Origin of the sequence: Arthrobacter sp. FW306-2-2C-D06B (assembly GCF_021789175.1) — a bacterium.
GTDB lineage: Bacteria > Actinomycetota > Actinomycetes > Actinomycetales > Micrococcaceae > Arthrobacter.
In genome coordinates this window covers 4,344,526-4,359,474 of the sequence record NZ_CP084560.1, presented here as the reverse complement: position 1 = coordinate 4,359,474, position 14,949 = coordinate 4,344,526, and the positions used below count along the sequence as shown (strand labels likewise).

Annotated in this window: 17 protein-coding genes; 10 read left to right on the top strand and 7 right to left on the bottom strand. The window is 63.9% G+C overall.

Going from position 1 to position 14,949, the window contains the following annotated elements; genetic code table 11:
- The gene (locus tag LFT47_RS20350) at positions 1-309 is read left to right on the top strand and encodes a hypothetical protein (protein ID WP_236813585.1); all 309 of its coding nucleotides are present in this window, start codon (positions 1-3) and stop codon (positions 307-309) included.
- Positions 309-1,679, top strand: a complete 1,371-nt coding sequence (locus tag LFT47_RS20345; protein WP_236813583.1) for a hypothetical protein — start codon at positions 309-311, stop codon at positions 1,677-1,679. Before LFT47_RS20350 ends, LFT47_RS20345 begins: the two co-directional genes overlap by 1 nt.
- Before the next feature lie 54 nt (positions 1,680-1,733).
- On the opposite strand, the gene LFT47_RS20340 is transcribed toward LFT47_RS20345, so the two are convergent.
- Complete coding sequence (locus tag LFT47_RS20340) at positions 1,734-2,159, bottom strand: phage holin family protein (RefSeq protein ID WP_236813581.1); 426 nt, start codon at positions 2,157-2,159, stop codon at positions 1,734-1,736.
- Between the two features lie 89 nt (positions 2,160-2,248).
- On the opposite strand from LFT47_RS20340, the gene LFT47_RS20335 reads away from it, so the two are divergent.
- The 5 genes from LFT47_RS20335 (at position 2,249) to LFT47_RS20315 (ending at position 7,983) form a co-directional block, all read left to right on the top strand.
- Positions 2,249-3,367: a histidinol-phosphate transaminase gene (locus LFT47_RS20335; RefSeq protein WP_236813579.1), complete on the top strand. Its 1,119-nt coding sequence runs from the start codon at positions 2,249-2,251 to the stop codon at positions 3,365-3,367.
- Positions 3,368-3,511: 144 nt separating this feature from the next.
- Entirely contained in the window at positions 3,512-4,720 is a 1,209-nt protein-coding gene (gene pdhA / locus LFT47_RS20330) for a pyruvate dehydrogenase (acetyl-transferring) E1 component subunit alpha (RefSeq protein ID WP_236813577.1), read from the top strand.
- On the top strand, positions 4,720-5,700 hold the full coding sequence (locus LFT47_RS20325; protein ID WP_236813575.1) for an alpha-ketoacid dehydrogenase subunit beta: 981 nt from the start codon (positions 4,720-4,722) through the stop codon (positions 5,698-5,700). The genes pdhA and LFT47_RS20325 overlap by 1 nt, the downstream gene beginning before the upstream one ends.
- Positions 5,701-5,756: 56 nt before the next feature.
- Positions 5,757-7,316 (top strand): dihydrolipoamide acetyltransferase family protein, encoded by a 1,560-nt coding sequence (locus tag LFT47_RS20320; protein ID WP_236813573.1) that lies wholly within the window; start codon positions 5,757-5,759, stop codon positions 7,314-7,316.
- A gap of 52 nt (positions 7,317-7,368) precedes the next feature.
- On the top strand, positions 7,369-7,983 hold the full coding sequence (locus LFT47_RS20315) for a phosphatidic acid phosphatase (RefSeq protein ID WP_236818732.1): 615 nt from the start codon (positions 7,369-7,371) through the stop codon (positions 7,981-7,983).
- Here the strand turns inward: LFT47_RS20315 and LFT47_RS20310 are convergent.
- The 3 genes from LFT47_RS20310 to LFT47_RS20300 all read right to left on the bottom strand — a co-directional run bounded on the left by LFT47_RS20310 (position 7,980) and on the right by LFT47_RS20300 (position 10,206).
- Positions 7,980-8,318, bottom strand: a complete 339-nt coding sequence (locus LFT47_RS20310; RefSeq protein WP_113990649.1) for a hypothetical protein — start codon at positions 8,316-8,318, stop codon at positions 7,980-7,982. The genes LFT47_RS20315 and LFT47_RS20310 overlap by 4 nt on opposite strands.
- Before the next feature lie 155 nt (positions 8,319-8,473).
- On the bottom strand, positions 8,474-8,902 hold the full coding sequence (locus LFT47_RS20305; protein ID WP_236813571.1) for a universal stress protein: 429 nt from the start codon (positions 8,900-8,902) through the stop codon (positions 8,474-8,476).
- Complete coding sequence (locus LFT47_RS20300; RefSeq protein ID WP_236813569.1) at positions 8,899-10,206, bottom strand: aminotransferase-like domain-containing protein; 1,308 nt, start codon at positions 10,204-10,206, stop codon at positions 8,899-8,901. The genes LFT47_RS20305 and LFT47_RS20300 overlap by 4 nt, the downstream gene beginning before the upstream one ends.
- A 114-nt stretch (positions 10,207-10,320) precedes the next feature.
- Between LFT47_RS20300 and LFT47_RS20295 the strand changes: the two genes are divergently transcribed.
- Positions 10,321-11,148 carry an isocitrate lyase/PEP mutase family protein gene (locus tag LFT47_RS20295; protein ID WP_236813567.1) on the top strand — a complete coding sequence of 276 codons (828 nt, stop codon included), beginning with the start codon at positions 10,321-10,323 and terminating at the stop codon, positions 11,146-11,148.
- A 9-nt stretch (positions 11,149-11,157) separates the two neighbouring features.
- Here the strand turns inward: LFT47_RS20295 and LFT47_RS20290 are convergent, their stop codons facing one another.
- The 3 genes from LFT47_RS20290 to LFT47_RS20280 all read right to left on the bottom strand — a co-directional run bounded on the left by LFT47_RS20290 (position 11,158) and on the right by LFT47_RS20280 (position 13,086).
- Positions 11,158-11,850, bottom strand: coding sequence for a GerMN domain-containing protein (locus LFT47_RS20290; protein WP_236813565.1), 693 nt, complete (start codon positions 11,848-11,850; stop codon positions 11,158-11,160).
- A gap of 180 nt (positions 11,851-12,030) precedes the next feature.
- Positions 12,031-12,429: a DUF1801 domain-containing protein gene (locus LFT47_RS20285; protein ID WP_236813563.1), complete on the bottom strand. Its 399-nt coding sequence runs from the start codon at positions 12,427-12,429 to the stop codon at positions 12,031-12,033.
- A 90-nt stretch (positions 12,430-12,519) separates the two neighbouring features.
- On the bottom strand, positions 12,520-13,086 hold the full coding sequence (locus tag LFT47_RS20280) for an NAD(P)H-dependent oxidoreductase (RefSeq protein ID WP_234751821.1): 567 nt from the start codon (positions 13,084-13,086) through the stop codon (positions 12,520-12,522).
- A gap of 123 nt (positions 13,087-13,209) precedes the next feature.
- On the opposite strand from LFT47_RS20280, the gene LFT47_RS20275 reads away from it, so the two are divergent.
- The gene (locus LFT47_RS20275) at positions 13,210-13,821 is read left to right on the top strand and encodes a TetR/AcrR family transcriptional regulator (protein ID WP_236813561.1); all 612 of its coding nucleotides are present in this window, start codon (positions 13,210-13,212) and stop codon (positions 13,819-13,821) included.
- A gap of 42 nt (positions 13,822-13,863) precedes the next feature.
- Positions 13,864-14,910 carry a Gfo/Idh/MocA family protein gene (locus LFT47_RS20270; protein WP_236813559.1) on the top strand — a complete coding sequence of 349 codons (1,047 nt, stop codon included), beginning with the start codon at positions 13,864-13,866 and terminating at the stop codon, positions 14,908-14,910.
- The last annotated feature ends 39 nt before the right edge of the window (positions 14,911-14,949 follow it).

Sequence of the window (14,949 nt, the reverse complement as noted above, 5' to 3'; positions counted from 1 at the left end):
ATGAGCGGCATTCTTATGGCGGCCGGAGGCGCGGACCTGGATTCGCTGCAATGTATTTCGCAAGGCGCGGAGATCCAGAAGCTCGGATGGCGGATGAGCGTCTGCGCTGACCAAGCCGACGCCGTCCTTGCCAGGCTGGCGCAGTTGCAACTGGAGCAATGGGAGTCGCCGGCCGGCCGCGCCTACCGGACCACGCTGGCCTTGCAGGCCGCCTCCCTTCGAAGGGGGCGTGATGCCTTGCGTGAGGCCGCTGCAGTGACCCTCCGCCATGCCCAGAATGTGGCGACGAAACTCCACCCTGGCTTCTGATGGCCGAGGTCGCTCCTGTCGGGGCGGGCGGAACTCCCCACCCTCGAACACCCGAGCCGGATGGCACATTGCGGATACGCGGCGGAGTCGGCGGAATCCGCTTTCAATTCGAAGAGCTGCTTGCTGGCGCTGCCGCGATGGACGGTCTGGTGCTTCAGCTGCAGGCAATTGAAGTCGAGGCTGAAGCTGTGCGGGTGGCTCTCTTCCCGCATCAGGCCTCGTCCTACACGGGTGGAAGCAACGCCATCATTGCCGTCGGTGAGAGCGGCCGGGACATTGGACGGGTCCGCGAACAGCTTCAGCGGATCGGCAACGATGTGAGGGCAAGCCATCGTGAATACGAGTTTGCCGAATCACACGCGGCGATCAGGCTTCGGATGGGCATGGGAATGCCAGTCCTTGCGACTGGTCCGAATCCCCTGGACCTTGGCCAGAGGGGCGCCACGGAAGGAGCCGTCCGGGATCTGACCCGGATGTTGGCGCTGATGATGGGGCTACCCCCGGCAGCGGCGAACCTTTCAGGGGCGACGGTCGGGCCTACTGATGTCGGTGCCGTCCTGCGAGCGATCGTGGCGGTCCCCGGATTGGCTTTCCTCAGGCCCCGTCCTGTTTCGGTCAGCCGGGGAGAGATCGCCACCAAGAGCGTTGACCTGTCGGCAGCAGGAATGCTCAGGGAACTGGATCACGTCGTTGCCACTTCAGATGCCGAAATAGAAGTGGTGCAGGTAGATCGGGACGGAGCGCGGGCGTGGGTGGTCTTGATTCCGGGCACCCAGCCGGGCAATCCGCCAGGAGGCAGCAATCCTTTGGATGAAGCCGGGATTGCCGAAGCGCTGGGTTACAACTCGATGGAAACCAGCAAGGCCATCCGTCAGGCGTTGCTTGAGGCAGGTGCCGCGGCCGGCGAGGCGGTGGTGGCAGTCGGCCACAGCCAAGGCGGAATCCATGCCATGAACTTGAGCAAGGACAAGGCGTTCCTCGCGGAGTATGACCTCAAGTTTGTTGTGACAGCTGGATCACCCGTCGGCGGGATCACCCCGCAGGCCGGCATCGGGAGCCTGCACTTGGAACACGAACAGGATTGGGTTCCCGGTGCGGAAGGCAAAGCGAATCCGGACACCAAGGACAGGGTCACGGTGACCATGACTAACCCGGTGATCCTGGAACCCGGCGAAGACCCGGGAATCGGGCCGGCGCATAAGCTCTCACGCTATGAGGAAGGGGCGAGGCTGGTGCAGCTCAGTTCCGATCCTTCACTAGCCGCTTCCACAGCCACCCTGGGCGGGATCCTGGGCGCTGGAGGAGCGGTCAAGGTGAGTCGCTTCAAGCTGAACCGCGAAGCACCCCCGGCGCCGCCGGGAGGGAGGTGACAATAAGCGTTCGAACATGCTGGTGGGATGCCTGCTACCGCCTGCCAACGCTCCTTACCGCCTACCACCTGGAATCCAGCTGGCCACCATGGAGATCAGGCTGATGATGATCGCGGCGAGAACTGCGGTCCAGAAGAAACGGTCGATGGTGAGGTGTACCGGCGTGTAGCTGCTGAGCCATGCTGTCAGGGACAACATGGCCGCGTTGATGACAATCGTGAACAGGCCGAGAGTGAGGATCGTGATCGGAAGGGAGAGTAGCTTGACCAAAGGCCGGACAAAGGCATTGACGATGCCAAAAATGAGTCCTATGAAGAGATAGGCAAGAATCACGCCCAACGTGTCGCCGCCTTGAGTCACGCCCGCGTTGCCTACTGCGTTGGTGGTTGCCGAAGTGGAGATATCCATCCCAGGCAGAATCCAGCTGGCAACCCAGAGGGCCAGCCCGTTGATCAGGACGCGCACAATGAATGAACCCATACGCCCATGCTTTCACATGCGCCGGTTTTCACGTGCACAGGCCGGAGGGCTTCCAGCACGGCCCGAAGCCCTGCAAGTAGGCTGGTGCCATGAATTCTTCTGACAACGCACCGGAGGGCGTGCGTCCCCGCCCGGTTGTGGACAGGCTCCCCAAATATGCTGCAGGGAAGCCTCCCGTAGCAATAGAGGGCCTGACCAGTTACAAACTGTCGTCCAATGAAAACCCGCTACCCCCGATTCCCGCGGTGCTGCAGGCAATCGCTGATCAGTCGGACATCAACCGATACCCGGACCCCTTGTCCACCAAGCTGCGCACGGCGCTCGCCGACTTCCTGGGAATCCCCGCTGACGACGTCGTCACCGGAGCCGGAAGCCTCGGTGCCCTGAACCAGATCCTTGCCACCTTCGCCGGCCAAAACCACGACGGCAAGGCCGATGAGGTTATCTATGCCTGGCGCTCGTTCGAGGCCTACCCGATCTGCGTGGGGCTGGCCGGGGCCGACAGCGTCCAGATCCCGTTGCTTTCCGACGGGCGCCACGATCTCGAGGCGATGGCGGCCGCCGTCACCGTCCGCACCAAGGTGATTTTGCTTTGCACGCCGAACAACCCCACGGGTCCCATCCTCACCGCCGAGGAAACCGAGCGGTTCATTCAGTCAGTGCCGGCGGGCGTCGTCGTTGTTATCGATGAGGCCTACCAGGAGTTCGTCAGGAACGAGAACGCCGTTGACGGCATCAAGCTGTACCGCAAGTACCCCAATGTCGTGGTCCTCCGCACGTTTTCCAAGGCTCACGGCCTGGCGGGGCTGCGCGTTGGATACAGCGTTTCCGGTCCGGACCTCACCCAGCACCTGCGCGTCACTGCCACACCGTTCGCCGTCTCGCAGATTGCCGAACGTGCCGCTATTACTTCGTTGGAGAATTTCGACCAGGTTGTGGAGAGGGTACAAAGCCTGGTTGACGAGCGGGACCGGGTTACCGCAGGACTCCGGGAGCTGGGATGGTTCGTGCCCGAGGCCCAAGGCAACTTCGTGTGGCTGAATCTTGGGGAGAATAGCGCCGAATTTGCCGGACTAGCAGGCGAGCGGGCGTTGTCCGTACGGGCCTTCGGCAACGAAGGCGTCCGGGTCAGCATCGGAGAAGTCGAGGCCAATACCCGATTCCTGGAACTCTGTGCGTCCTATACAAAAGCGCCGCAACCTTCCTAGCGGTTAACAAATGCCCCTGCGTCCCTTACTGCGGATAAAGTAAGGGACGAAAGCCAAGATATGCCGATTCCGGAATGCATTCCGAAATCGGCATATATCAGCGAATATTGCTCAGCATCGGGCTGCGGCAGGCAAGGAGACGGAATGGGCGCAACTGAATTGCCCACCCCCGGGATCAACGGAACAGGACTGGGTCAGCAGTCTCCTGCGGGAGGCGCTTCAGGCGATCCCGCTGCCGAGATGATCCAGCTGCTGGGGCCGGACGGCAAGCTAGGGACAGATCCCGTCTTCTCGGACTACGCCAAGCGCCTTGATCCTGAGCAGCTCCGGGGCTTCTACGCCGACATGGCCAAGGTCCGCCGCTTCGACCAGGAGGCCACAGCCCTTCAGCGCCAGGGCGAGCTGGCGCTTTGGGTTCCCCTCACCGGCCAGGAGGCAGCCCAGATCGGTTCCGGACGCGCCACTCAACGGCAGGATTACATTTTCCCCACATACCGGGAACATGGCGTTGCATTGACCCGCGATGTGGACTTGGCGGAACTCCTGAAGCTGTTCCGCGGAATTTCCAATGGTGGCTGGGATCCGACCGAGAACAACTTCCATCTCTACACCCTCGTGCTTGCGGCGCAGACCCTGCATTCCGTTGGTTATGCCATGGGAATCCAGCGGGACCAGAAGCTCGCGGAAGCCAATGGTTCCAACGATCCGAAGGCTGCGGTCGTGGCCTACTTCGGCGATGGTGCCAGCTCCGAAGGCGACGTCCACGAATCCATGGTGTTCGCGGCGTCCTACAACGCTCCCGTGGTGTTCTTCTGCCAGAACAACCACTGGGCCATCTCAGTCCCCACCGAAGTCCAGACGAAGGTTCCGCTGTTCAACAGGGCCAAGGGGTACGGCTTCCCGGGTATCCGGGTGGACGGCAACGACGTCATCGCCGTCCATGCGGTCACTGAGTGGGCGCTTGAACACGCACGCGAAGGCCGCGGTCCGGTGCTCATTGAGGCATATACCTATCGTGTTGGTGCCCACACCACGGCGGACGACCCCACCAAGTACCGTGAATCCGCCGAAGAAACCGCGTGGCGGGGCAAGGATCCCTTGGATCGCTTGGAGAAGTACCTCCGCAACGAGGGCCTGGCCGACGAAGCTTTCTTTGAGCAAGTCAGGGCCGACGGCGACAAACTCGCTGCCCATGTCCGTAGCACCACCCAAAATTTGCGGGGCCCGAACTTCCGTGAGTCGTTCGCCGGGGTCTATGCCGAACCGCACCCGCTGGTGGCCGAGGAACTTGCCTGGTTCGAGGAATACTCCGCCGGATTCGAAGGCGACGAGGAAGAGGGGACAGGCAACTGATGACCACCATGACCATAGCCAAGGCCATCAACGAAGGCCTTCGGGCGTCGCTCACCAACAACCCCAAGTCCTTGCTCATGGGCGAAGACATCGGGCCGCTGGGCGGTGTCTATCGCGTGACCGACGGACTCATTAGGGAGTTCGGCGCAGACCGGGTGGTTGATACCCCGCTGGCTGAGTCCGGTATCGTCGGCACTGCCATTGGTCTGGCCTTGCGGGGCTACCGTCCCGTCTGCGAGATCCAGTTCGATGGTTTTGTCTTCCCCGGTTTCAACCAGATCACCACGCAATTGGCCAAGATGCACTCGCGCAGCGGAGGCAAGCTGACTGTTCCCGTGGTCATCCGCATTCCTTACGGTGGCGGCATCGGCTCGATCGAACATCACTCGGAATCACCGGAAGCGCTGTTCGCCCACACCGCGGGCCTGCGCATCATCACCCCGTCCAATGCCCACGATGCCTACTGGATGATCCAGCAGGCCGTTGACTGCACGGACCCGGTCATCTTCTTCGAACCCAAGCGCCGCTACTGGCTCAAGGGCGAGGTGGACATCGAAAACCCGGGACCGGCGTCGGACCCGTTCCAGGCGCACGTCCTGCGCGAAGGCTCCGACGCCACCATCGTGGCTTACGGTCCGCTGGTGCCGGTCGCCCTGGCCGCCGCAGCCGCCGCGGAAGAGGACGGGCGAAGCATCGAGGTGATCGACCTGCGCTCGATTTCCCCCATCGACTTCGACACCGTCACCGCTTCCGTCAAGAAGACCGGCCGCTTGATCGTTGCCCATGAAGCCCCGACATTCGGGGGGATCGGCGGCGAGATCGCTGCCCGGATCAGTGAGCGTGCCTTCTTGCACCTTGAGGCTCCGGTAATCCGCGTGGGCGGCTTCCACATGCCGTATCCCGTGGCCAAGGTGGAAGAGGACTACTTGCCGGATATCGACAAGATCCTCGAAGCCCTGGACCGTTCCCTGGCCTACTAGCCGCCCTGATTGCACCCGCCGCCAAGCGGACGGGCCAGCCGAGATCGAGGACACAAGTGACTGTTAAGAAATTCAACCTGCCGGATGTCGGCGAAGGCCTGACCGAGGCGGAAATCGTCTCCTGGAAGGTCAAGCCCGGCGACACCGTGGCCATCAACGACGTCATCTGCGAGATCGAGACCGCCAAGTCCCTCGTGGAATTGCCGTCCCCGTATGCCGGGACGGTGGCGGAGCTGCTCGTTGCCGAAGGCATCACGGTTGAAGTAGGGACCGCGATTATCGGTATTTCGGACAATGCGCCGGGAGGACCGGAGCCCACCCAGGCGCCGGCGGCTCCGAGCGCCGCCGGGTCATCCTCCGCGCCGCCTGCCGCGCCCGCAGCGGAACAGGTCTTCGAAGCCTCGATGTACGGCAAGTTGCCCGCCGACGCCGGAACCTCCGACGGCGGTCTAGCCGGCGGCCCGCTGGTCGGCTCAGGCCCCAAGGCCGACGCCGTCAAGCGCCGCCCGCGCAAGCGCCCGGAAGGCGCTACCGCCGTCACCGCGGCCGCCCCGAGCTCGGCACCCGCAGCTGCCGCCGTCGTCGAGCCCACTGCTCCGGCGGTACCGCTTGTTGCCGCCCAGCAGCCCGCGGCTAGCCGGGGAGCCGCAAGCCAGGCACCTGCAAGCCAAGCACCGGGTCTCACCGGCCTTGGTGCAACGGTCAGTGGCCTCGTCAATCGGGTGTTGGCCAAGCCTCCGGTGCGCAAGATCGCCCGTGAACTCGGGATTGACCTGGCCGACGTCGTTCCCACGGGAGCCCGCGGCGAAGTGACCCGCGAGGACTTGGTCAGCTACCAGTCGCAGCGCGACGCCGAGGTGGACCAGGCAGACAGGTTCTGGGGTGCGTCCAAGAAGCCGCAGGATCAGCGGGTGGAACGGATCCCCGTCAAGGGCGTCCGCAAAGCTACAGCCAAGGCCATGGTGGAGTCGGCCTTCACAGCACCGCACGTGAGCATCTTCGTTGATGTCGATGCCAGCCGCACCATGGAATTCGTCAAGCGGCTCAAGGCCTCCAGGGACTTTGAGGGCATCAAGGTATCGCCGCTGCTGATCCTCTCGAAGGCCGTGATTTGGGCGGCCGCCCGCAATCCGAGCGTTAACGCGACCTGGGTAGAGAACGCCGACGGCAACGGCAATGCGGAGATCCACGTCAAGCACTACATGAACCTCGGTATTGCCGCAGCAACCCCGCGCGGGCTCATGGTGCCGAATATCAAGGATGCCCAGGACCTTTCCCTCAAGGAACTGGCCCTCGCGCTCAACGAGCTGGCCAGTACGGCACGCGCGGGCAAGACCCAGCCCGCGCAGATGCAGGGCGGCTCGCTGACCATCACGAACGTTGGCGCCCTCGGTATCGACACCGGAACGCCCATCATCAACCCGGGCGAGGTGGCGATCGTCGCATTCGGCACCATCAAGCAAAAGCCTTGGGTGCTCGACGGCGAGGTCATCCCCCGCTGGATCACAACGCTCGGCGGCTCGTTCGATCACCGGGTGGTGGACGGGGACCTCTCTGCCCGCTTCATGGCCGACGTCGCGTCCATTCTCGAAGAGCCGGCTCTGCTGCTTGACTAAGCAGAGCGGCATAAGGGGAGGGCAGAGCGGCATAAGGGGAGGGCAGAGCGGCATTGGGGGAGAGCAGAGCGGCGTTGGGGCCCGGCGCCGTGTTGCCAGGGTCCTGACGGAAGTCTTCCAGCCGCCCGCCGTCGTGACCGCCTTGCTGCTCATCAGCCCTGCGGTGCAGCCGGGTTTCCCGGGGACGATATGGTTCGGTGTCCTGGCGGCGCTCTTTGTGTGTGTGCTGCCGCTGGCCTACGTCCTGCTTATGGTGAAGCTCGGCAAACTCAGCGACCACCACGTCAGCGATCGCAAGGAACGTGCGCCCTTGCTGATGCTAGCGCTCGTGTCCGTGGTCGTGGGGCTGTTGGTCCTCAATCTGATCCACGCCCCGACGAGCGTTTCAGTGATGATCCTTGCCCTGATTGGCGGCATCACGGTGTTGGCCGCAGTCAGCCTTCTGTGGAAAATCAGCGGCCATGCCTCGGCAATTTCCGCGGCGGCAGTCATGGTGGCCCTCATGTTCGGGCCGGCTTGGTTGCCGCTACTGCTTCTGGTTCCGGCCGTCGGCTGGTCCCGCGTCGTCCTACGGGACCATACCCGCGGCCAGGTCATCGCCGGTTCGTTGTTCGGCGGGGTGGTCATCGCAGGACTTTGGTGGGTCCTCCGCGGTTGGTTGAGCTAGTAGGACGTGTAGCTGAGCGCGAGGTCGCGCAGTTGCTGGTCGCTCATGCTGCCGATCATGCCAAAGGACAGCACCATGGCCAGGGCTCCGACGGCGAGCATCGCGGAAGCAACCACGAGCAACAGTTTCCAGTCGGAGCGTAGGATGCTTCGGAACGTCTCCGGCATCTGGAGCAGCGGAGAGATCATGTTCGGAGCGCTGTCTACCGAGCCGTCGTCGAGAAGTGCCACGATGCGGTCATTTGCCCGGTCGAAGCGCATGGAGCTGATGTGGTTGCCATGGCGGGCGAGCAGAATGTCGTGTCCGACGCGTTGGCGCGGCTGCAGAGTAAGCAAAAGGGATCCCCTACGGGTTGTTGTGATGGGCGGCTCGCGCCCTTGGGGGCCACCTCAATTTTACCGGCGGCGTCCTAGCCGCACGGCCAAAATCGGGGTGAGACCGCCCACCACAACGCGTGATCCCCGTCAAAGCCCCGGGGCCGGGGAGTCCCTTAAGGTTCGTCCGTCTTGGCGATGTAGACGTCGCACGGCGCGTTGTGCGCCACCGTGTTGGCAACGCTGCCGAGGACCCTGGCCAGTCCCTGCATGCGGCGGTTGCCGACCACGATCACTTGGGCACCCACTCGTTCGGCTTCCTTGACCAGGGCCTCTCCGGCTTTTCCGAAGACGGCTCCGTAGCTGGTGGTCAATTGCTCGGAGGCGAGTTCCGCGGCAACTTTGCTGGCGACCTTCTCCGCCGCGTCGGCGTCGGAGAGAATCCACTTGTCGCCTCCGCTTTCGACGACCTCCACGTGGGCGCCTTCAAAAGCGGTGATGACGCGCAGTTCCGCGCCCAGTGCGGTCGCCAAATTCTTTGCCGAATCGGCGGCCCGCCTTGCTGTTGCGCTGCCGTCGACTCCGACGAGGACTATTCCGCTCATATATCTGCTCCTTTGCTGATGACATCAATGGCTTCTTGCAAAACCGGCGCCAATCGGCGGACGCCTTCGGCGATGGACTCCGGTGGCACTGCGCTGAAAGCCAACCTCAGTTTGTTGGATGGTTCGTCAGAGTGCGTGAACGCCGCGCCGGGGATGAACACGACCCCTGCCTCGATTGCCTTCTTGAGCAGTGGATACGTGTCGACGCCGTCGGGCAGGGTGACCCAGACGAAGAAGCCGCCCTCGGGTCTGGTCCAGCTGAGGCCGGAAGGCATGTGCTCTTCCAACGCCACCAGCAGGGCGTTGCAGCGTTCCTCGTACAGGGCCCGGTAAGTGTCAATCTGCCCGCGCCAGTCGTAATCCCGAAGATATGCCGAGATGATCATCTGGTTCAGGGTGGGAGGACACAGCGTCACTGCTTCAGAGGCCAGGTAGAAGCGCCGCTGCAAATGCTCGGGTACCAGGGCCCATCCGATTCGCAGTCCGGGGGCAAAGATCTTGGAGAACGAGCCCATGTAGATGACGTCATGCTCGTTCGCGGCCCGCATTGGTTCCAGCGGGTTGCCGTCGAAGCGCAAAAGGCCGTAGGGGTTGTCCTCGAGAACAAGGATATTCGCATTGCGGCATATATCGACGATTCGCTGACGCCTCGCCGGAGCGAGTGTGATGCCGGAGGGGTTGTTGAAGTTGGGGATCGTGTAGAGGAACTTGATGGTCTTGCCCTCGGCCTGAAGCGCCGCGATCTTCGCTTCCAGGAGCTCCGGGACCAAGCCGTCGTCGTCCATGTCCACTGTCTCAACCTGGACTTGGTACGCCTCGAAGGTGTTCAGTGCGCCCACATAGGTGGGGTTTTCCACGAGGACGACGTCGCCAGGGTTGCAGAAGACCTTCGTGGCCACGTCCTGGGCCGACTGCGAACCCGCCGTGATCACCACGTTCTCCGGCCGGGCGTCCAAGATGCCCTCCGCGGCCATGATCTCGCAAATCTGGGTGCGTAGTTCCTCGGTGCCTTGGCCGCCACCATACTGCAGCGCCGTCATGCCTTCTTCCGCGATGATGCGTGCCGCGGTTTGGCCGAGCTTCTCGAGGGGCAGGGACTGCAGATAAGGATTTCCGCCGGCGAGGGAGACGAGTCCCGGCCGCATTGAAATGTCGAAGACGTCACGCACGGCGGATTGCTTGATGTTGGCGGCGCGCTCCGAGAAAAGTTCCTCGTGGCGGTGGGCGGCAGTTGCTGCTCGCTCTATTGCGTCGATTGCTTCCGCGGGCAACTCGGGCCCGGCATCCAATGTTTCGTGGGTCACATTGAAAGGATACTCCCCGGAGTTGCCAATTGAGCAACGGATGTTTCATCCCAAATTTTGGATTCGCGGTGCGAAGCGCTTTACGTAGTGACGGAGGAAGGCTGGAATAGAGCCATGACGACACATCCCGAGCTCGAATCCAAGGCTGTCCGCTTCCACGAGCTCCATGCCGTGCCACATGCGCCGTTGGTCCTGGTGAACGCGTGGGATGCGGCATCTGCGCGGATGGTTGAGGAAGCGGGAGCGACGGCGGTGGCGACCTCCAGCTCGGCAGTCTCCTGGAGCCTGGGGTACCGGGACGGGGACCACCTTCCGCGGCAACTCGCGATGGAAGCGCTGTCCCGGATAGCAAAGGCCACCCGCTTGCCCGTGACTGCGGACATCGAGACCGGGTACGGGCGTACAGACGAAGAACTCCAGGCCACCGTTCGAGCGGTGCTGGACGCGGGCGCCGTCGGGATCAATATCGAGGACTCGGCGGACCAACCGCTGAGCGAGATCGCTGAACAATCCAGGCGCATCGCGCTGATCAGACAGGCGGCCGAGGATGCGGGCGTCGGACTGTTCATCAATGCGCGTACGGACACTTATTGGTCTGGAAAGTTTCCGGACACTGCGTATGAGGAAACGCTGCGCCGTGCGGATGCCTATCAGCGGGCCGGGGCAGACGGAATTTTCGTGCCGGGTTTGACGGATCTCCATGTTCTGCACGATCTCTCCCGGCGGATCAGCGCGCCGCTCAATGCCCTGGCCGGGTTGGGTTCGCCGTCGCCAGGAGAATTGCACGACGTCGGTGTGCGGCGAATCAGCATCGGCGGCAGTACTGCCAGGGCGGCCTATGCGAAGGTCTCCAGGCTGGCAAGGGAAGTTCTCGGCGACGGAAACTGGTCGGGCCTCGCCGGATCCCTGAGTTATGCGGACATGGACGCGCTCTTCGAGTGACGGGCCAGCTCAGCGCAAACTCAGGACGTCCGCCAGGGTGTTCCCGTCGATGTAGATCGCGGCCTGGGATGCTCCCGTAGCCGCCACCGCGGTCTGCGCCAGCTGGGTTTCGATCCGCGGTTGGTCGCACACGCCTCCGGGACGAAGTGACCCGCTCAGGTTCACGACGGCTGTGGTGCCGTCGAGGTAGCCCGAAACGTATCGCAGCGCCGAGCCCGAGAGCGCGTTGTACAAACCTGCCCGGGACGCGGTTCCATCGGGCGCCAGCAGTTGACCCATTGCCACGGACAGTGGGTCGCTGCCCGGAGGGGCGGCGACGTGCACAGCTACAAGGCTGTCGTCGCAGCCGAACCTCACACCGCGGCTGCCGCCGTCGCCGATCGCCACGAAATACACAGTGGTTCCAGTCGATTCGCCTGCGGTCGGGAGGGGTGCAGGAACTGGAAGGGCTGCGGGTGCCAGCGGGCTCGCAGTGGTTGGCCGCGGTGCCGCGGTAGGCGGGTTGACATGCGGGGGAGGAGCCGGAAGGGGCATCGGAATCGGCCCGGTAACAGGCTCCTGCGTCGCCTGGACGAAGCCTGGTGAGGCCGGTTGTGTGGTGCGGGCCTCGCCCGGAGCGCCACCGACGGGGGAAGCGCAGCCAGCGAGGCAGAGCGCGAGGGATAGGCACAGCGCGGCGACCGCCTCCGTCGTGCCTTTCATGCCGTGTCCGACCCGCATGACAGCCCGCTCCTGCCCTGATGACCCCTGGTGCCTGTAGCTCAACGTTACGGCTGGCCGCCCGGGTGTGGACCGCTCGGTCCATGACGGTTCGGCCTCAGCTCAGTCACGGAATGGTAGCGATGCGGTGCCGCCTTGCTTCCGTTTCGAGGGGCGTTCCGGCTAGTCCGTTCCCTTGACCTTCCGCCAGCCGCCGGCGCGGTTGTTCGCAGCGATCTGCCGGAGCATGGTGGTGAGAGGTGCGCGGGGAATCTCGTCGTGCTGGTGGAAGGCGATCGTGCGGGCGGTCTTGTTGCCGTGCCCCGATGTGATGATGTTGTCCGGGTCGGGGACAATCGCGCCGTCGTAAAGGAACAGGTTGACGTGGTCCTTGGCTGCGAGGAGCGCGCAAACGTTGCCGTCAAGGACGAAGTAAGGCCTCGTGCGGCGCTTGATGGTCTCGACGATTTCAGGCTCGGCGTCATGGATGAGGTCGCGTAGTTGCTCGGCGATCGCGCATTGCCAATCCGGGAGGGCCTCAAAGTAGGCGTCGACGTCGGGATGGCGGTTGTAGTCGGCCATGCCGCCATCGTACCGACAAAGAATGCCCCCGCCCACGCCTCAAGGGCGGGACAGGCGCACTCTCGCGTCGCGCGGGGCGAACCGCAGGGACTAGGCTGCTACTTCAGCTTCCTGGAAGGCAGTCAGCGGCTCGAAGATGCCCTTGATCTGCTCGACAACTTCCGCGTCGTCCTTCGGGTGCAGTTCAGCGAAGCGGATCATGGAGCCCGGAACGGCGAGCTTGACGTCCTCGAGGACCTTGGCGCCCGCGATGCCGGCTGCCTTACGGGCCTCGTCCTGCGCCCAGACGCCACCGAACTGGCCAAAAGCGGTACCGACGACGGCGGTCGGCTTGCCTGCCAGCGCACCGGCGCCGAACGGGCGGGACAGCCAGTCGATGGCGTTCTTGAGGGATGCCGGCATGGTGCCGTTGTGTTCCGGTGTGACAAGCAGGATGGCGTCGGCTGCGGCGGCAGCAGCGCGGAGGGCTGCGGCTTCGGCCGGAACCTGGCCCTCGACGTCGATGTCTTCGTTGTAGAACGGGATATTGCCGAGGGAGCCGTGGATCTGTACTTCGACGTTTTCGGGGGCGTTGAGCTGGATGGCTTCGGCGAGCTTGCGGTTGTGGGAATCGGCGCGGAGGCTGCCAACAAGGGCGAGAACGGTGTTCTTGGACATGGGAACTCCTTGGGTCTGGCCGCGGACGGTGCCGCAGGCGCTCGGTTTTGGAGGCTTTTGCTGCCTTCGTAGATTCTAAACGGACTGCGGTCCGCTTAATATTCCCAAGGCTAGAATGTTTTTGTGAGCCTCATCCCCATCCGGCCCGGGTCGCCTTTCGGGGCGCAGCCTGAGCGCAGCGATGCCGCGCGTAACCGCGAACGGCTTCTCCAAGCTGCCAGGGATCTCGTCGCCGAACATGGCGTGGACGCTGTCACCATGGACATGCTCGCGTGCAGGGCCGACGTCGGGAAGGGAACGGTCTTCCGCCGTTTCGGCAGCAGGGCCGGACTCATGATGACTCTCTTGAGCGACGCCGAAGCGGAATTCCAGCGCGAGTTCATCTTCGGTCCGCCGCCGCTGGGACCGGGAGCGCCCCCGCTTGAACGCCTCATTGCCTTCGGTGAAGCGCGCATCAAATATGTCGAAGAATACGGCGAGCTGGCCCGTGCCGCGGCGGAGCATTCCCCGCAAAACCGGCACGACGCCCCGCCGGTGGTGTTGTGGCACCGGCACATCGAGATGCTGCTGCGGGAAGCGGGTCTCGACCGCGATCCTTGGCTTCTGGCTCTTTCCCTCGGCGCCACCCTGGATCCCGAGCGCATGCTCCATTCCCTTCGCGCTCACGGGATCGCGCCGGAGCGCCTGGTGGCGTCGTGGCGCGAGCTCGTTACCCGCCTGCTGAAAGACAGCTGACAAAACCTTCGCCGGGCTGCCTTGGCCCGGTAGCGTAGCGGCATGACCCACAAAGCGATCCGCACCGCCGTCGTCGGCTATGGCCTTTCCGGTAGCGTCTTTCACGCGCCGTTCATCGCAGCCAATCCCGCCTATTCCCTTGACGTCATCGCTACTTCGGACGCGGGCCGCAAGGCCCGCGCGCAGGAACGGTATCCCGGCACGAGGATCGTGGACACTCCGGAAGACGTCTTGGCGCTTGCCGCGGAGCTGGACCTCGTGGTGCTCGGCACGCCGCCCGCGACCCATTACCCGCTCGCAAAGGCCGCGCTGGAAGCCGGGGTCGACGTCGTCGTGGACAAGCCATTCGCCGTGAGCAGCGCGCAGGGGCAGGAGCTGATCGAACTGGCCGCGAGTCTGGGCCGGGTACTCACCGTGTACCAAAACCGCCGCTGGGACGGCGACGCCCTCACGGTGAAGAAGCTGCTCGACGCCGGGACGCTGGGCGACGTCATGCGCTGCGAGGCTTCAATGGAGCGGTGGTCGCCCGAAATCAGCAAGGCGTGGAAGGCCGGCGCCACGGCAGACGACGGCGGCGGGCTGCTTTTCGACCTGGGGACCCACCTGTTGGACCTGGCCGTGCAGATGTTCGGTCCCGCCGAAGTCATCCACGCAGAAATACTGGCGCGACGGCCGCAAGAAAAAGCCGATGACGACGTCTTCCTGGTCCTGAAACATGCTTCCGGTGTGACGAGCCACGTCGCCATGAACGTCAACAGCCAGCTTCGCGCTCCGCGCTTCCGCGTCCTGGGCAGCAAGGGCGGATTCGTGAAGTTCGGGATCGATCCTCAGGAACCGTTCATCCTGGCGGGCGGGCTGCCCACAGACGGTGCCTACGGCGTCGACGATCCGCACTACTACGGCACCCTGGAAATCGACGGCGTGCGGACCACGGTACCCACCGAGCGCGGCGCCTACCAGGAGTTCTACCGGATCCTTGGCGAGAAGATCGCCGACGGCGGTGCCGCGTCCGCCTTGCCGCTCCCCGTGGATCCCGCCGGGCCCGTCGAGGTACTCAGGTTGATTGAGCAGGCCAGGGCGCTGGCCTGAAAGTTTTTTTGGGTCGGGCGTAACCTCGCCGGGACCCTC